Genomic DNA, 15,863 nt, shown 5'->3' with positions numbered 1-15,863 from the left:
AATCATTAACTACAAAAAACCTAACGCTATGAATCAGTACGACATTGTAAAAGACATGCGCTACTTGGAATTGCTCTCACACACATTCCCTACAGTGGCAGAAGCAAGTACGGAGATTATAAATCTCCAGGCAATCCTCAACCTTCCTAAAGGTACAGAGCACTTCCTTGCAGACATTCACGGAGAATATGAGGCGTTTCAGCATGTGTTGAAAAACGCATCAGGCAACATCAGAAGAAAAGTAAACGAACTGTTCGGAAACGAAATCCGCGACAACATCAAACGAGATTTGTGCACCTTGATTTATTATCCGGAACAAAGACTGGAACTGATAAAGAAAAAGGAAGAAGACCTCAACGAATGGTATCAAATAACAATACACCGACTTGTAAGGGTGTGTCGTGAGGTTTCGTCAAAATATACCCGCTCTAAAGTGAGAAAATCGTTACCACATTCATTCTCATATATCATTCAGGAATTGCTACATGAGCGTCCGGACGACGTGAACAAGAGTGCATACGTGTCTGCAATCATAAACACCATTATCTCGACAGGCCGTGCCGATGACTTCATTATAACAATTTCCAATGTTATACAACGACTCGCTATAGACCAACTGCACATTCTCGGCGACATCTATGACAGAGGTCCCGGAGCACATATTATTGCCGACACGCTGAGCAAATATAGTTCGTGGGATATGCAATGGGGAAATCACGATATACTATGGATGGGCGCAAAGGCCGGAAACGATGCTTGTATCTGCAATGTATTGAGAGTTTCGATGAGATACGCCAACCTCGACACGCTTGAAGACGGATACGGAATAAACCTTGTGCCGCTGCTATCGTTCGCGCTTGACACCTACGGTGGCGACCCATGTACCGAGTTTATGCCTAAGTGTAGCAAAGACGACATGATGGATGACCGCACACAACTTAGAATAGCAAGGATGCACAAGGCTATTGCAGTAATCCAATTCAAGGTTGAGGCCGCACTTTACGAGAAATATCCTCAATGGAAAATGCAAGACCGCGAACTGCTGAAGAACATCGACTACAAACGCGGAATATGCACGATTGACGGAAAAGAATACAAAATGACAAGTTGTAATTTCCCGACAATCGACCCGAAAAACCCAAACAAACTCACAAAAGAGGAGAGCGAATTGCTAAAACGTTTGCATGACTCGTTTGTGCATAGTGAAAAACTACAACAACACATGTGGACCATGTTGTCGCATGGGTGTATGTATTCAATATTCAACAACAACTTGCTTTTCCATGCTTCCATACCGCTTAATCCGGACGGAACACTGAAAGAAGTGGAAATTTACAAAGGACGTAAATATTCAGGGAAAGACCTTATGCACCATACAGGAATGCTGGTACGTGCCGCATTCCAGAACGATTCTTCTCCGAAAGAAAAGGAGTATGCCATAGACTATTTCCTATATCTTTGGTGCGGACCGGACTCTACATTGTTCGATAAAGCAAAAATGGCCACCTTCGAGCGTTATTTCCTGACAGACAAAGATACTCACAAGGAGGAAAAAGGCGTATTCTTCCACATGCGCGACAATGAAGAGGTGATGGATAGGATTATGGATAACTTTGGTTTGACGGGTCCTAATCGCCACATCATCAACGGGCACGTGCCGGTTCATGTGACAAAGGGCGAAAATCCGATAAAGGCAAATGGAAAACTTATGGTTATAGACGGTGGTTTTTCGCGTGCATATCATAAGGAAACAGGTATCGCAGGATATACATTGGTGTATCATAGCCGTGGGTTCGAACTCGTGCAACATGAGCCATTCACAAGTGCGGAAGACGTGGTAAAAACAGGTGCCGACATCAAGAGAACAACACAAATCGTAGAAATGTCATCGCGACGTATGAAAGTGGCTGATACAGACAAAGGTGTTGAGTTGCGCAAACAGATAAGCGACCTCGAAGAACTACTCTACGCATATCGTCATGGCTTCATAAAGGAGACACGATAAGAGTATTTCACTATAAGAGTTGGAACAACGAATTACGTCTCGTTTTCATGGAAATGCACACAAAATACCATGAACGAGACGTAATTTAATTAATAGATAACACCTCGCTCAACCCTCAACTCTCATCGCTCAACCATGAACGAGACGTAATTTAATTGAAAGAGAACAAACCACAGTAAACAATATTGAGGAAAGATTACATCCGGCATTTGCAATAATATCAGCAAAACATCGTTATAATGAAGATGAAAAGAATAATATCAAACCTCATATTTATCTTTGTTGTAACAACAACATTCGCTCAGTCGTTCACGTTGCAAGGTCGCGTAACCGACCAAGAGAACAACCCTGTGGAACTCGCGTCAGTGGTAAGTCAGGGTAAACTGACCATGACAAATCTTAATGGGGAGTTCAGCATTGAACTACAGTCTGCCGACTCCGTAAGTGTAAGATTCTCAATGATAGGATACAAGACCAAGACAAGAGTGCTACGTCGTCCGAAAGGAAAACTCACATTACAGGTACAACTATTCGATGCCGGACTGCTTGATGAGGTTGTAATAACAGAACAACGAAGACAGACAGGCACAACACAGGAGATTGATGCCAAACAACTTGGTGTCACACCGTCTGCTTCGGGAAACAAGGTGGAAGAACTTATACAACAACAAGCAGGAGTAAGTACACACAGCGAATTGTCATCACAATATAACGTGCGTGGTGGAACTTTCGATGAGAACTCAGTATATATAAACGATGTTGAAGTGTATCGCCCTTTCCTTGTTCGTAGCGGACAACAGGAGGGACTGTCGGTAATCAATGGGGACATGGTGGAAAAGATTGGTTTCTCTTCCGGAGGCTATGAGGCGAAATATGGCGACAAGATGTCGTCGGCTCTTGACATAACATACAAACGTCCAAAGAAGTTCGAAGCCAATCTGGCTGCAAGTTTTCTCGGTGCAAGTGCATACGTGGGATTCCGTACAAAGAAATTATCATGGACAAACGGTATCAGATATAAAACAAACAAATATCTGCTTGGTTCGCTTGAAACCAAAGGAGAGTACGACCCTACTTTCATTGATTATCAGACATATCTCAGTTATCAACCGAATAAGAGGTGGACTATAGACTTCATCGGGAATATTTCTGACAACCGATATAATTTCAAACCTGAAGACCGTGAAACAAACTTTGGAACGATGAAGAACGTAAAGTCGTTCAAAGTTTATTTTGACGGACAGGAGAAAGACTTGTTCCGCACGTTCTTCGGTTCACTCAATATAACAAGAAACTTCACCGAGAACACTAAGGTTTCGCTAATCGGTTCGGCATTCAAAACGCGAGAACAAGAAACATACGACATACAAGGACAATACTGGCTCACACAAACCGAAACAAGCGAAAACCTCGGAGTGGGCACGTATATGGAACATGCAAGAAACTATCTGAACGCTACCGTTGCGAGCATTAAAATGACATTAAACCACAAGACAAGGAAACATAACATACAGGCGGGAGTAACTTTCAAATTTGAAAAGATAGAAGAGAAGACTCGCGAATATGAAATGAGAGATTCCAGCGGATATAGTGTACCACACACCGGTAAAGACCTTTATATGATTTATTCGCTCGATGCACGAAACAGACTGGAAGCAAAAAGAATAGAAACATATATTCAAGACACTTATAAGTTTTCGTCTAACGGCAACTTCTTCACTCTCAACTATGGAGTGCGGTTCTCTCATTGGGATTTCAACAAGGAAAGCATATTCAGTCCGCGCCTGTCACTCGGCATTGTGCCTGCGTATAATGAGAACGTGACATTCAGATTTGCCACAGGACTGTATTATCAAGCCCCGTTCTTCAAGGAGTTAAGAGACACAATGACCGTAAACAACATTACATACGCAAAGTTGAACAACAAAGTTAAGAGTCAACGCTCCATACATTTCATAGCAGGAATGGACTACAGATTCAAAATGAATAAACGACCATTCAAGTTCTCTGCCGAAGCATATTTTAAGTTATTGGGGAATCTTGTGCCTTACTCCGTCAACAATGTTAAGGTGGTGTATGACGCAAGTCAGCAGTGCAATGGTAATGCTATGGGATTAGACCTGAAACTGTTCGGTGAATTTGTTGAGGGAAACGACTCTTGGGTGACGCTATCAGTAATGAATACGAGAATGAAACTAAACGGACATAGCATACCATTGCCTACCGATCAGAGATTTGCTCTCAACCTATTCTTCACAGATTATTTCCCCGGTACCGACAAATGGAAAATGTCATTGAAACTTGCCTATGCCGATGGATTGCCATTCGGAGCACCACACCGCAGGCTCGACATAATGCCGTTCCGTGCCGCTGCGTACAAGCGCGCCGACATAGGTATGAGTTTCCGTGCTTTTGACAATGACAAGAGACAAAAGAAAAGCATGTTCCGAAATATCTGGATTGGCATTGACTGCCTTAACTTGTTCGGTATAAACAACGTAAACTCATACTATTGGATTACCGATGTTACAAACCAGCAGTACGCTGTTCCAAACTATTTGACAGGGAGACAGATCAACGGAAGAGTATTGTTTGAGTTTTAAACAGGTACATATTCACAATTAATTGGCATAATATTTATGATTATTTCATTAATAAAATTGTTTCGTTTAAAATAATTTTTGTACCTTTGCAGACATCATATAACCATTTATATTAAAAAATATTATGAAGATATCTCACATTGAGCATTTAGGCATCGCCGTTCCGAGTATAGAGGAAGCGTTGCCCTATTTCGAGCAAGTGCTTGGATTGAAGTGTTATGCAGTAGAAGTGGTTGAAGACCAGAAAGTGAAAACTGCATTCTTGAAATGCGGCGAAACAAAAATCGAACTGCTTGAACCCACATCACCGGAGAGCACCATACAGAAGTGGCTCGACAAAGGTAACAAGGGTGTTCACCATGTTGCATTCTGCATCGAGGACGGCGTGGCAAATGCACTTGCAGAGTGTGACGAGAAAGGCATACGTCTCATCGACAAAGCCCCACGTAAAGGTGCAGAGAATCTTAACATCGCATTCCTTCACCCAAAATCAACATACGGTATCCTGACGGAACTTTGCGAACACTAAAAAATGTCAAAAGGCGAATGTGTAATCTTTAATAAAGACATCCTGCCACGACAACTAAACGAAAATAAACTTATATTAAAATAAAAGATGAGCAAACAATTAGAAAAAATCAAAGAGCTTATCGCCAAGCGCGAGCAGGCTCGTCTTGGAGGTGGTGAGAAAGCCATCGAAAAACAGCATGCCCGTGGTAAATATACAGCACGCGAGCGCATAGATATGCTTCTTGACGAGGGCAGTTTCGAAGAAGTGGATATGTTCAAACTCCACCGTTGCACAAACTTCGGTATGGAAAAGAAACAATACCTCGGCGACGGTGTGGTTGCCGGCTCCGGAACAATCGACGGACGACTCGTTTACGTTTTCGCTCAAGACTTCACCGTAAATGGCGGTTCTCTCTCAGAGACAATGGCAGAGAAGATATGCAAGGTGATGGATATGGGTATGAAAATGGGTGCTCCTGTAATCGGAATCAACGACTCCGGTGGTGCACGTATCCAGGAAGGTATCAACGCACTCGGAGGATATGCAGAAATTTTCGAACGTAATATCCTTGCAAGTGGTGTCGTTCCACAAATCTCAGGAATATTCGGTCCGTGTGCAGGTGGTGCCGTTTACTCTCCCGCACTTACCGACTTCACCCTTATGATGGAGAACACCTCATACATGTTCCTTACAGGCCCGAAGGTTGTTAAGACCGTAACCGGTGAAGACATCGATCAGGAACACCTCGGTGGTGCATCTGTTCACGCTTCAAAGAGCGGTGTTACACACTTCACTGCAAAAACCGAAGAAGAGGCTATCGAAATGATAAAGACTCTCATCAGTTACATTCCGCAGAACAACATGGAGGAAGCACCACGCAAGGAGTGTACCGACCCGATTGACCGCAAGGCTGACATACTGAATGAAATCCTTCCGGACGACCCGAACAAGGCATACGATATGTATAAGGTGATTACCGCTGTTACCGACAACGGTGAGTTCTTCGAAGTTCAACCTAAGTTTGCAAAGAACATCATCGTAGGTTTCGCACGTTTCAATGGTCAAAGTGTTGGTATCGTTGCCAACCAGCCTTCAGCATACGCCGGTGTACTTGATGTTAATGCAAGTCGCAAGGGAGCACGCTTCGTTCGTTTCTGTGATGCGTTCAATATTCCTATCGTGTCATTGGTTGACGTTCCGGGATTCCTTCCGGGAACAGGTCAGGAGTACAATGCTGTAATCCTCCACGGAGCACAACTTCTTTACGCTTACGGCGAGGCAACAGTTCCAAAGGTTACTATCACTCTGCGTAAGAGTTACGGTGGTTCACACATCGTTATGGGTTGCAAGCAACTTCGCACAGACCTCAACTACGCATGGCCAAATGCAGAAATCGCAGTTATGGGCGCATCCGGTGCCGTTGCTGTTCTTTATGCAAAGGGAGCAAAAGAGTCAGAGAACCCTGCAGAATATCTGGCAGAGAAAGAGCAGGAATACAGCGACCTCTTTGCCAACCCTTATCAGGCAGCGAAATATGGATATATCGATGATGTTATCGAGCCACGCAACACTCGTTTCCGCATTTGTCGCGCATTAGCACAACTTGCAACAAAACGCGATTCGTTGCCGGCAAAGAAGCATGGTAATATCCCAATGTAAGGAAACATTTAATACTAAAATAAATGAAACAAAACGAAGTATTTGCTGCCATTGCTCTTGCGATGCATGAGTTTCAAGGCAATAATGTGCACGATAAGGAGGCTGGTATCATAACCATTAAGGAGCGCCGCTCTGACTGGTCTTCAAGAATACTCACGATGACAGCCCATCCTTTACATTAAAACGTCTAATAAAGTATGAAAGAATACAAGTATACAATCAACGGCACTAAATATGAAGTGCAAATCGGTGAAGTAGAAGAAAATATTGCCACCGTAACCGTTAATGGAGAAGAATACAAAGTTGAAATGGAGAAAGAGGCAGAACCTGAAAAGAAAAAGGTTGTCGTTAATCCGGCTGCTGCCAAACAAACCGAATCAACAGAAGGTGCCCCTGCAACGGGAAATGTTAATACGGCAAACGCCCTCAAGGCTCCTCTGCCAGGTGTCGTAACAGACATAAAGGTTGCTGTTGGCGACGATGTTAAAGAAGGCGATACTATCGTAGTTCTCGAAGCAATGAAAATGGCTAACAATCTTGACTCGGAGAAGACCGGAAAGGTTGTTGCTATTCTCGTAAAAGTTGGAGACAGTGTGATGGAAGACACTCCACTCGTAGTTATCGAATAAAATCTTTAATATACAACAAATAAAAAGACACGGATTAAAGTCCGTGTCTTTTTATTTGTATATTATATCAATGCCTAAAGCATGTTCCCCTCTTTAGGAAAAACAACCGTGGGCTTATATGATTTGGCCTCCTCGAAATCCATCATACAATAAGCAATTATAATAACGGTATCGCCAACAGCACACTTACGCGCAGCCGCACCATTAAGACAAATGCAACCTGAACCACGCTCTCCTTTTATGATATATGTCTCCAGACGCTCACCATTATTGTTGTTTACAATCTGAACTTTCTCTCCGGAGATAAGACCTGCGGCATCCATCAAATCCTCATCAATAGTAATGCTGCCCATATAGTTAAGATTTGCTTCCGTAATCGTAACGCAATGCAACTTACTCTTTAAAACTTCTATCAACATGGTATATCTATTGATTAAAAATTATCCTTATATTTAATATGGTCAATCAAGCGTATAGGGGTCTTGCCGCAATATACGGTAATACAACCAACAATATACTTGCTATCCTCCCATGTTTTCACGTCTTGCAAAGAATCTCCGTCCACAATTGAGAAATACTCGACATCCAATCCCTCCATAGAATTAACGTCGGCAATAACCTTCTCTTTGGTTTCATCAAGTGTATGGGTCTTGGCATAGTCAACACTTGACTTCAATGCCTCATAAATCTTCGGAGCGACTGCACGCTCGTCAGGCGCAAGTAGTGTGTTGCGAGAACTCTTAGCCAAACCATCACTATCTCTAACAATAGGGCACTCAACAATATTCACACTGATACCCAACGCCCTTACCATAGCCTTTATAACGGCAATCTGCTGCCAGTCTTTCTCACCGAAATAAGCCTTATCCGGACGAATGATATAGAAAAGACGACTCACTACCTGGCACACTCCATTGAAATGACCCGGACGATGAGCACCTTCCATAACAGTAGAGACAGGCGGATATTCAAAACTCCTATTATCAGGTTCGGGATATATATCTTCAACCGTAGGAGCAAAGACGTAATCTGCTCCGACGCTTTCAAGAATACTACAATCGGAATCTATGGTACGAGGATAGTTGTTCAGGTCATTCTTATCATTAAATTGGGTGGGATTAACGAAAATACTTACAATAGTAATATCGTTCTCACGCACACTGCGTTCAACGAGGGATGCATGGCCTTCATGCAACGCTCCCATTGTGGGAACAAGTCCTATGACCTTTCCTTCTTTGCGAACTTTGAACAATTCGTTCTGAAGTTCAACAATTTTTTGAAAAACTTTCATCTAAATCAATTAGTATTTAAAAGCGGCTGCAAAGTAACTACTTTTTTATGAATTATGCAAAGATTACTTTTAAAATTTGCCAATATTCATCCACATTTGCCTAAATTAAACAAAAAGGTAATAATAATAGGATTATATTTTGTACCTTTGCATATATTTTATAAAAACGAGTATAAGATGAAAGCAAAAAAAGTATTATTCATAAATCAGGAGATAACCCCCTACGTACCGGAAAGTGAACTTTCCCTGCTTGGAAGAAACGTACCACAAACCATACAAGAGAAAGGTTATGAGATAAGAACTTTCATGCCAAAATGGGGAACAATCAACGAACGCAGAGGCCAGTTGCACGAGGTTATACGCCTGTCAAGAATGATGCTTATAATAGATGAAACCGATCATCCGCTTATCATTAAAGTCGCTTCAATACCACAAACACGAATACAAGTGTATTTCATTGATAATGACGACTATTTCAACAAACGACAGATGGAGGCCGACGAGAACGGCAAAGAATATACCGACAACGGCGAACGAGCCATCTTCTTTGCGCGCGGAGTACTTGAAACAGTGAAGAAACTGAGATGGATTCCGGACATCATACACTGTCAAGGATGGATGAGTAGCGTGATTCCTCTTTATATAAAAACGGCATATCACGACGAACCGTCATTCGCTAATTCAAAGGTAGTAACATCATTGTTCAGCAAAGAACTGCGCAACGATCTCGGTGAAAACTTCAAGAGATGCGTAGAATATAGAGATGCCACGTCTGAAATACTTAACAAATACAACGAGAAGTTCGACTTCATGGAACTTGGTAAACTCGCCATTGATTATAGTGACGGAATAATAACCGCCGGAAACGAAGTGAATCCGGAACTTCTTAAATACGCATCCGAAAGAAACATGCCTATCATGCCTTTCAAGGCTGACGCTAATGGAGATGACTATAGTAATTTTTACGATATTGTTTACAGTAACGAATAAACATCATTAAGAAAAACAACTTCAATGAAAAACAAATTAATATATATATTGGCATTGTGTGCTTTTGTGATGATTTCTTGCGATGACACCACCGACTCTATCGGAACATCACTTACAAACACAAACGATCATCTCAAAATAACAACGGACACGTTCCTCGTTTCATCCCGCTCAATCCTTGCAGACTCTGTATTGTCAAGAAGCAATACAGGCTATCTCGGACGCATAAAAGACCCGGAAACCGGAGCAACAATAACAGGCAATTTCATGGCTCAGTTCCATGTTCAAGAAGATTATAATTTTCCTACCGACGACGAAATTGTGACAAAAGACGATAATGGAATTTATGCCGATTCATGCGAGTTACGTCTTTATTACAGAAATTTCTATGGTGACTCGCTTGCTGTTATGAAAGTAACGGCATACGAGATGAATAGACCTATGGAAGAGGGTTCCGTATATTACTCCAATTACGACCCGATAGAACAAGGTTACATCAATGCCAATAGTTTAAAGATTAGCAAGATGTACACATTGGCAAATCTCAACTACAGCGAAGAAAGCAGAAAATCAAGTTCCTACGTACCGCACATATCCATTCCGCTCAACCATGAATATACAGACAAGGATGGAAAGAAATATAAGAACTACGGAACTTATATAATGCATAAATACAAGGAGAATCCCGAATACTTTAAAAACGCATACAACTTTATACACAACGTATGTCCCGGATTCTATTTAAAGATGGACAATGGTATTGGCTCCATGGCAAACATATTCATGTCACAAATTAATGTCTTCTATAAAGTCAAGAGAAAAGACAAGCCTGTCGTTGCAACATCGTCATTCTCCGGAACCGAAGAGGTTATACAAAAGACCGTTATAAGCAACGATAAGAACTCCATAAAAAGCCTTGTCGAGGACAACTCATGCACATACCTGAGAACGCCGGCCGGTATATTCACAGAGTTGACATTGCCTGTTGAAGAGATGCAGAAGGGACACGTCAACGACACACTCAACACTGCAAAGATCATATTGAGAAAACTCAATACAGACATAGGCTCGAAGCACTCATTTAGAAATGCTTCCAGACTTTTGCTTATTCAGAAAGACAGCCTTTATAGTTTCTTTGAGAAGCACAAACTATACGACAACAAGCAGACGTTCTTGTCTGATGCAAAGTCATCGTTAAGCAAGGCGGAAAGTTCATATAACAACACTTATGTCTTCAGCAACATATCATCACTCATAACATTCATGAACAAATTAAAATCCGATGGTGAGAAGAGTGATGCTGACTGGAAATCAAAACACCCTGATTGGAACAAAGTGGTGGTAGTACCGGTTTCCGTGAGAATGACAGCACGCACCGCATACACACCTCCGAAAGTTATTGCTGTGGATAATGAGATGGGCTTAACGAGCACCAAACTTGTCGGAGGTAGCGCAAATCCATATGCTCCGATAGAAATCAGCGTGGTATATAGTAAATTCTCTGACAAATAGTTTTACGATGGCCGACAATTTCCTGGAATATCGACAGCAAGAATACGAAAAGAGGAAAGAAGAATGGCAAAGAAAGAAAAGATGTTTGCCAAAAGTAAAAAGACAGATAGAACGACCGGAAAACGAGTCGCTGTAAAATACCGGAAATATAAAAGCAGGTGGTCATGTATTATCGACCACCTGCTTTTTTATTTCCCAATAGACATTCATACATCATCATCTATTTTCTCATACATTATGTTTCAGTCTGCAATTTGGGCGAATTTGCTCACCAATCTCGCCCAAATTGGTAAGCAAATTCGCCCAAATTGCAGATATAAAGAATAAATCGGTTCTTATGAACTCAAATCATCACTCCTTAAGAAATTCATTTTTCATTTTAGCATTACATATTACTATCCACAAAACACGCAGAATCATTCACTTTGCAAAGGAGAATGATTCATGACAACCACTATTTCAATTATTGCTATATAGTCCTTCCTTAAAAAAGGTTTATTTTATTGATTTATAGTCAATTATCCTCTTATTTATTTTTGTCATATAAGCCTTATTTTTATATTTCTGCAAGTTTTTGTACCTTTACAGTATAAAACTTGCAGAATTTCATGTTAAAAAGAACCTCCAATCAACTATCATTATTCTCTTCCTTAGAGGATATGCTCAATCATAACCATCCTCTTTACAAGCTTGCCAATAAAATCAATTGGCGTAGATTTGAAGATTCGTTTTCTCCTTTATATTGTAGAACCAATGGTCGCCCTGCCCATCCTATTCGTTTGATGTGCGGTCTTTTAATCTTGAAACACGTGCGTAATATTTCCGACGAAAGCGTCGTTTTACAGTGGAGTGAAAATGCTTATTATCAGTATTTCTGCGGTCAATTGGAATTTCTTCCCAAGGAACCTTGTGAAGCTTCCGATTTGGTTCATTTTCGAAACCGTATAGGCGAGCAAGGAATTGAAATAATCCTTGCGGAGAGCATTCGTGTCAATACGGAGAACGATGATGAGAATCATTTTGGCACGGCTTTTATTGATTCTACGGTACAGTAGAAGAATATCACTTATCCAACGGATGCGAAGTTGCATAAAAAGATAATCAAACGGGTTCTCAAAATCGTTCGTGAAAAGAAACTTCCTTTACGTCAGAGTTACCGAAGAACTCTGAAAAAGATTTCCCTTGACCGGCGTTTTCGCAATCACCCCAAGAATCACAAGAAGGCAGTCAAGGCAGACCGAAGTTTGCGCACGATAGCCGGTCGTTTGGTCAGAGAACCTGACCGCAATCTTCCCGATAAGAGAGGTTATGAAAAGATGTTTGAACTCTTCTATAAAATTCTTTCTCAAAAACGTAACAGTCCTGATAAGATATACTCGCTTCACGAACCGGAAGTACAATGCATCAGCAAGGGCAAGTAACACAAGAAATATGAGTTTGGCAACAAAGCCTCCTTTATCCGCTCCTTCTCGGGAATTATTCTTGCAGCGGTTTCTTTCAGGAATGAATATGACGGGCATACGGTAGAACCCACCTTACAACAAATGGAAAGGATGACAGGCAGGTGCATTGATAACTTGGCATGTGACAGAGGATATAGAGGAATAAAGCAAGTCGGAACAACAAAGATACTCATACCGGAGTCCCCAAAACACAAAGATGGTTATTATCAAAAGAAAAAGAAACACAAACTGTTTTGCAAGCGCGCAGGAATAGAACCTACCATAGGACATCTTAAAAGTGATTACAGATTATCTCGCAACTTTTACAAAGGTGTGAAAGGAGATGCTATAAATATAATGTTGGCAGTGGCGGTGTATAACTTCAAAAGAGCAATGAGAGTTCTTTTGTGCTTTATAAAAACAATTACCGAAAAGTTAAATTGGGATAACTTTTCGGTAAAATGGGCTTTTTAAGGAACGACTATTTAATTTGTTTTCCGTCAGAGAAAGCATTGCCAACAGTCTTTCCCAACTGAATGTAAGTGTGGTGTACTGGATCGAAGATGAGTAGTTCCATTTTCTCTACATCAGGCTTGCCATCTTTTGCCAAGTACTTTTCATCACAAAGAATATTCACGATTTCTGCTATGAGATAATATCCAGTCTCACTTTCGTCGATTTTCTGCTTAACGCGACATTCAAGTGTCATCGGGAAATCTTTGAAAATCGGAGCATTGACATTGGGAGCCTTTTCTATACTCCAACCAGTCTTCTGCATCTTGTCAGGCGTATTTCTACCACTGACGATGCCTACATAGTCAGAGGCTACCATCGTATCAGCAGTTGCAAAAGCCACTGTGAACTCAGGATTCACGGCCAGGTTCTTCGTCGTCTGATGAGAGCCGAGTGAGATTATGATTTCGTGCATATCCCACTGTCCACCCCATGCCGCATTCATTGCATTGGGCTTACCTTCTTTGTCATAAGTGCCGATAATCAGCACTGGTTGTGGAAGAATCCACGCATTTGATTTGAAACTCTTCATAGTTCTGGTTTGTATTATTGATTTCATTTTTAATGTGTCTTTTCTTTATCATATAAATAATCGTTATCTTTACCAACAGAATCAGTGGAAGACCATACTTGAACTTATTGTTCATTGTCTTATGATGCCAAATCTTCATACCAAGCAATGCACCGAAACTACCACCAATAACAGCAAGTATCAGCAATGTAACTTCTGATATACGCCAACTAACCTTGTTTTGCCTTTTACTTGTCTATGCCATAAACGAGGATGGTCATAATGTTGATGACTATCAGATAGTATAGTATTAGTTCTCTTGTCATTTCAATTCCTTTTCTGGCCAACCGTACTCCTGATACATGGTTGCACATACTCAGCCTGCCCCTTTGGGCTCGGTTTATCACGGTAACTTCTTTCCATATTACTCGATTATTTATTGCAAAAAACTTTATATGCTTGCCATGTCTCGATGATATTCTGTGGACAGAATGCATCTTCAAAGAAAGTCGCTTGGCAGTTGTCTTTGAAAGGAGTCCAGTTCCCGCAGACAGTTCCATCGTAGGCTATGATGGGTTGGAATATGCCGTTATTGTTGTGGGCATAATGCTTGTGCTCGGGAGGGAGCACGATGTCACGAAACTTATAACTGATAAGATATTCATCGTAGGAAGGAATCAATAGAAACTTGCCTTTTCTGAATCCTCTTGTGCGACAGTCATCAGTTAAGTAAAATTCCCTGTTTCGCCACTTCTCCACATGAATACTGTCACCTAAGAGCGCAATTCCCTTGCGACACTCGCTGATGTTCAGTCCAGACCACCATACGAAATCCTCTAATGTTGCAGGTTGTCGGCTTTTGAAGTATTTGTGGGTAAAGCGCATCAGGGCTTCGTCCCTGTCCATTTTCGCCGATGCTTTCACCTTATTTGCAGTAAGTGCGTATGTAGCTTTCATAGGTAGTAATTTACCGCTACAGAGCGTTCCTGACATCTCAGCTATGCGGATATGGTAAGATAGACGATGGTTCTCCATCCGCAGGCCTTTTTCGGTCAAGGCACGTAGAAAGTCCTCTTTAGTTGCACTTCCCAAGTCGTCAGCCGTCCTACCCAAAATCTCGCGAACGCGCATCAGTTCCTCCTCAGAAATAGTTATGTTGTTGCTGCTCATATAGCCATTAGTCAAGGCAATGATGGCCTTGGGTGCACAGAGGTCGATCATCATCCAGTAGTCCTCAGCGGCAACTAACTGCCATGTTCCTCGCATCAGGTGCAAACGTATAATCCTTCCGCTGTCGAAGGCCTGTTTGAAAGTCTTTGCCGAAGGTCTGCGTGTCCGCATCTCCACGGCCCACCGCATCATGCGGTACTCCTGCGCCTGCATGGCACCCATATGGCTGACCACCTCGGCAGGTTCATTGTACTGAGGTGCAATCAACTGTTGGTTTAGAAGTCTGATGGCTATCGGGTTCATTTCGTTTCTAATTTTTTCGTTATCCTTGCCAAATAATCGTAATGCTCTCCTTCTGCAACCACCTCTACAGCATAGCCGTTATTCGCTGCTTTTTCTTTCAGAGTGTCAGCGTCTATATATAGCCATTCAAAGGATTCGCCGATGACGTTCTTATACTTCATCCGGAAACTATGCTCACCATAGTATTCCATTTCGGGAGGAATGTCTATCATACCATTATCGTCCTCAAAGACGTAACTAATATCTGAAGAATCACACAACACCTGACCTCCCGGAGCCAGTATTTTGTCGAGATGACAGAAGAACTCCTGCAGACGTTCCAAAGTTCCTACAATGCCAATGCCGTTCATCAGCATAAGGATGGTATCGTACCGTCCATCCAATGTGAAAAAGTCCTGTTCCGACACCTTTTTAACACCACGTTTTTTCATGGTTTCAACAGACAATGGAGAGATGTCTATAGCAGTCACATAGATACCTCTTTCCTGAAGGACAAGCGAATGACAACCAGCCCCTGCTCCTACATCGAGTATTTTTCCTTTTGCCAAATCAAGAGCCTTCCGTTCTATTATTGGCATTTCCTCATACTTACGGAAAAGTGTTTGCAGGGGTATCTCATCCTCCTCAAACATTGGGGAGAGCACTCTGAGCCTATCTGCATTTCCTGTTTTATGGTAGTCGGTTATGGCCATTCCCATCGGATCCTTTTTAATGTCCATACCTT

Annotated in this window: 15 protein-coding genes and 1 pseudogene; 10 read left to right on the top strand and 6 right to left on the bottom strand. The window is 41.8% G+C overall.

Translation table 11 applies throughout. The features are described 5' to 3' along the window. Positions 1-28: 28 nt before the first annotated feature. The 6 genes from EHV08_RS02380 to EHV08_RS02360 all read left to right on the top strand — a co-directional run bounded on the left by EHV08_RS02380 (position 29) and on the right by EHV08_RS02360 (position 7,407). Complete coding sequence (locus EHV08_RS02380) at positions 29-2,005, top strand: fructose-1,6-bisphosphatase (protein WP_126677824.1); 1,977 nt, start codon at positions 29-31, stop codon at positions 2,003-2,005. Between the two features lie 239 nt (positions 2,006-2,244). After that, positions 2,245-4,608: a TonB-dependent receptor gene (locus tag EHV08_RS02375; RefSeq protein ID WP_126677823.1), complete on the top strand. Its 2,364-nt coding sequence runs from the start codon at positions 2,245-2,247 to the stop codon at positions 4,606-4,608. A 124-nt stretch (positions 4,609-4,732) separates the two neighbouring features. Continuing rightward, on the top strand, positions 4,733-5,137 hold the full coding sequence (gene mce / locus EHV08_RS02370; RefSeq protein ID WP_126677822.1) for a methylmalonyl-CoA epimerase: 405 nt from the start codon (positions 4,733-4,735) through the stop codon (positions 5,135-5,137). 87 nt (positions 5,138-5,224) lie between these two features. Beyond that, the gene (locus EHV08_RS02365; RefSeq protein WP_126677821.1) at positions 5,225-6,778 is read left to right on the top strand and encodes an acyl-CoA carboxylase subunit beta; all 1,554 of its coding nucleotides are present in this window, start codon (positions 5,225-5,227) and stop codon (positions 6,776-6,778) included. 23 nt (positions 6,779-6,801) lie between these two features. Next, positions 6,802-6,960, top strand: a complete 159-nt coding sequence (locus tag EHV08_RS11510; protein ID WP_203227040.1) for a hypothetical protein — start codon at positions 6,802-6,804, stop codon at positions 6,958-6,960. 15 nt (positions 6,961-6,975) lie between these two features. After that, positions 6,976-7,407: a biotin/lipoyl-containing protein gene (locus EHV08_RS02360; protein ID WP_126677820.1), complete on the top strand. Its 432-nt coding sequence runs from the start codon at positions 6,976-6,978 to the stop codon at positions 7,405-7,407. Between the two features lie 74 nt (positions 7,408-7,481). On the opposite strand, the gene panD is transcribed toward EHV08_RS02360, so the two are convergent. Further along, the gene (gene panD, locus EHV08_RS02355) at positions 7,482-7,826 is read right to left on the bottom strand and encodes an aspartate 1-decarboxylase (protein WP_126677819.1); all 345 of its coding nucleotides are present in this window, start codon (positions 7,824-7,826) and stop codon (positions 7,482-7,484) included. 14 nt (positions 7,827-7,840) lie between these two features. Beyond that, positions 7,841-8,698: a pantoate--beta-alanine ligase gene (panC, locus tag EHV08_RS02350; RefSeq protein WP_126677818.1), complete on the bottom strand. Its 858-nt coding sequence runs from the start codon at positions 8,696-8,698 to the stop codon at positions 7,841-7,843. 177 nt (positions 8,699-8,875) lie between these two features. Here panC and EHV08_RS02345 point away from each other — a divergent pair, with 177 nt between their 5' ends. The 4 genes and pseudogenes from EHV08_RS02345 to EHV08_RS02330 all read left to right on the top strand — a co-directional run bounded on the left by EHV08_RS02345 (position 8,876) and on the right by EHV08_RS02330 (position 13,116). After that, positions 8,876-9,688: a glycogen/starch synthase gene (locus tag EHV08_RS02345; RefSeq protein ID WP_126677817.1), complete on the top strand. Its 813-nt coding sequence runs from the start codon at positions 8,876-8,878 to the stop codon at positions 9,686-9,688. A 24-nt stretch (positions 9,689-9,712) separates the two neighbouring features. Beyond that, entirely contained in the window at positions 9,713-11,200 is a 1,488-nt protein-coding gene (locus tag EHV08_RS02340) for a DUF4270 domain-containing protein (RefSeq protein WP_126677816.1), read from the top strand. A gap of 63 nt (positions 11,201-11,263) precedes the next feature. Next, the gene (locus EHV08_RS11850) at positions 11,264-11,527 is read left to right on the top strand and encodes a hypothetical protein (RefSeq protein WP_158676038.1); all 264 of its coding nucleotides are present in this window, start codon (positions 11,264-11,266) and stop codon (positions 11,525-11,527) included. 281 nt (positions 11,528-11,808) lie between these two features. Beyond that, positions 11,809-13,116 (top strand): annotated as a pseudogene (locus EHV08_RS02330) (IS5 family transposase). A 7-nt stretch (positions 13,117-13,123) separates the two neighbouring features. Here the strand turns inward: EHV08_RS02330 and EHV08_RS02325 are convergent. From EHV08_RS02325 to EHV08_RS02310, 4 genes are all read right to left on the bottom strand, one after another. After that, on the bottom strand, positions 13,124-13,687 hold the full coding sequence (locus EHV08_RS02325; RefSeq protein ID WP_126677814.1) for a flavin reductase family protein: 564 nt from the start codon (positions 13,685-13,687) through the stop codon (positions 13,124-13,126). Further along, positions 13,623-13,874, bottom strand: coding sequence for a DUF1294 domain-containing protein (locus EHV08_RS02320; RefSeq protein ID WP_238987990.1), 252 nt, complete (start codon positions 13,872-13,874; stop codon positions 13,623-13,625). The genes EHV08_RS02325 and EHV08_RS02320 overlap by 65 nt, the downstream gene beginning before the upstream one ends. 224 nt (positions 13,875-14,098) lie before the next feature. Continuing rightward, the gene (locus tag EHV08_RS02315; protein ID WP_126677813.1) at positions 14,099-15,139 is read right to left on the bottom strand and encodes a winged helix DNA-binding domain-containing protein; all 1,041 of its coding nucleotides are present in this window, start codon (positions 15,137-15,139) and stop codon (positions 14,099-14,101) included. Then, entirely contained in the window at positions 15,136-15,858 is a 723-nt protein-coding gene (locus EHV08_RS02310) for a class I SAM-dependent methyltransferase (RefSeq protein WP_203227039.1), read from the bottom strand. The genes EHV08_RS02315 and EHV08_RS02310 overlap by 4 nt, the downstream gene beginning before the upstream one ends. Between the last annotated feature and the right edge of the window lie 5 nt (positions 15,859-15,863).

It is taken from the genome of Prevotella koreensis, assembly GCF_003977605.1.
Lineage (GTDB): Bacteria > Bacteroidota > Bacteroidia > Bacteroidales > Bacteroidaceae > Prevotella > Prevotella koreensis.
The sequence above is the reverse complement of the archived record's forward strand: the minus strand, read 5'-3'. Positions and strand labels throughout refer to the sequence as shown.

Coding starts and splice junctions, on each gene's coding strand:
- EHV08_RS02380 (WP_126677824.1), top strand. CDS start 29: ATGAATCAGTACGACATTGTAAAAGACATGCGCTACTTGGAATTGCTC.
- EHV08_RS02375 (WP_126677823.1), top strand. CDS start 2,245: ATGAAGATGAAAAGAATAATATCAAACCTCATATTTATCTTTGTTGTA.
- mce (WP_126677822.1), top strand. CDS start 4,733: ATGAAGATATCTCACATTGAGCATTTAGGCATCGCCGTTCCGAGTATA.
- EHV08_RS02365 (WP_126677821.1), top strand. CDS start 5,225: ATGAGCAAACAATTAGAAAAAATCAAAGAGCTTATCGCCAAGCGCGAG.
- EHV08_RS11510 (WP_203227040.1), top strand. CDS start 6,802: ATGAAACAAAACGAAGTATTTGCTGCCATTGCTCTTGCGATGCATGAG.
- EHV08_RS02360 (WP_126677820.1), top strand. CDS start 6,976: ATGAAAGAATACAAGTATACAATCAACGGCACTAAATATGAAGTGCAA.
- panD (WP_126677819.1), bottom strand. CDS start 7,826: ATGTTGATAGAAGTTTTAAAGAGTAAGTTGCATTGCGTTACGATTACG.
- panC (WP_126677818.1), bottom strand. CDS start 8,698: ATGAAAGTTTTTCAAAAAATTGTTGAACTTCAGAACGAATTGTTCAAA.
- EHV08_RS02345 (WP_126677817.1), top strand. CDS start 8,876: ATGAAAGCAAAAAAAGTATTATTCATAAATCAGGAGATAACCCCCTAC.
- EHV08_RS02340 (WP_126677816.1), top strand. CDS start 9,713: ATGAAAAACAAATTAATATATATATTGGCATTGTGTGCTTTTGTGATG.
- EHV08_RS11850 (WP_158676038.1), top strand. CDS start 11,264: ATGGCAAAGAAAGAAAAGATGTTTGCCAAAAGTAAAAAGACAGATAGA.
- EHV08_RS02325 (WP_126677814.1), bottom strand. CDS start 13,687: ATGAAGAGTTTCAAATCAAATGCGTGGATTCTTCCACAACCAGTGCTG.
- EHV08_RS02315 (WP_126677813.1), bottom strand. CDS start 15,139: ATGAACCCGATAGCCATCAGACTTCTAAACCAACAGTTGATTGCACCT.
- EHV08_RS02310 (WP_203227039.1), bottom strand. CDS start 15,858: ATGGACATTAAAAAGGATCCGATGGGAATGGCCATAACCGACTACCAT.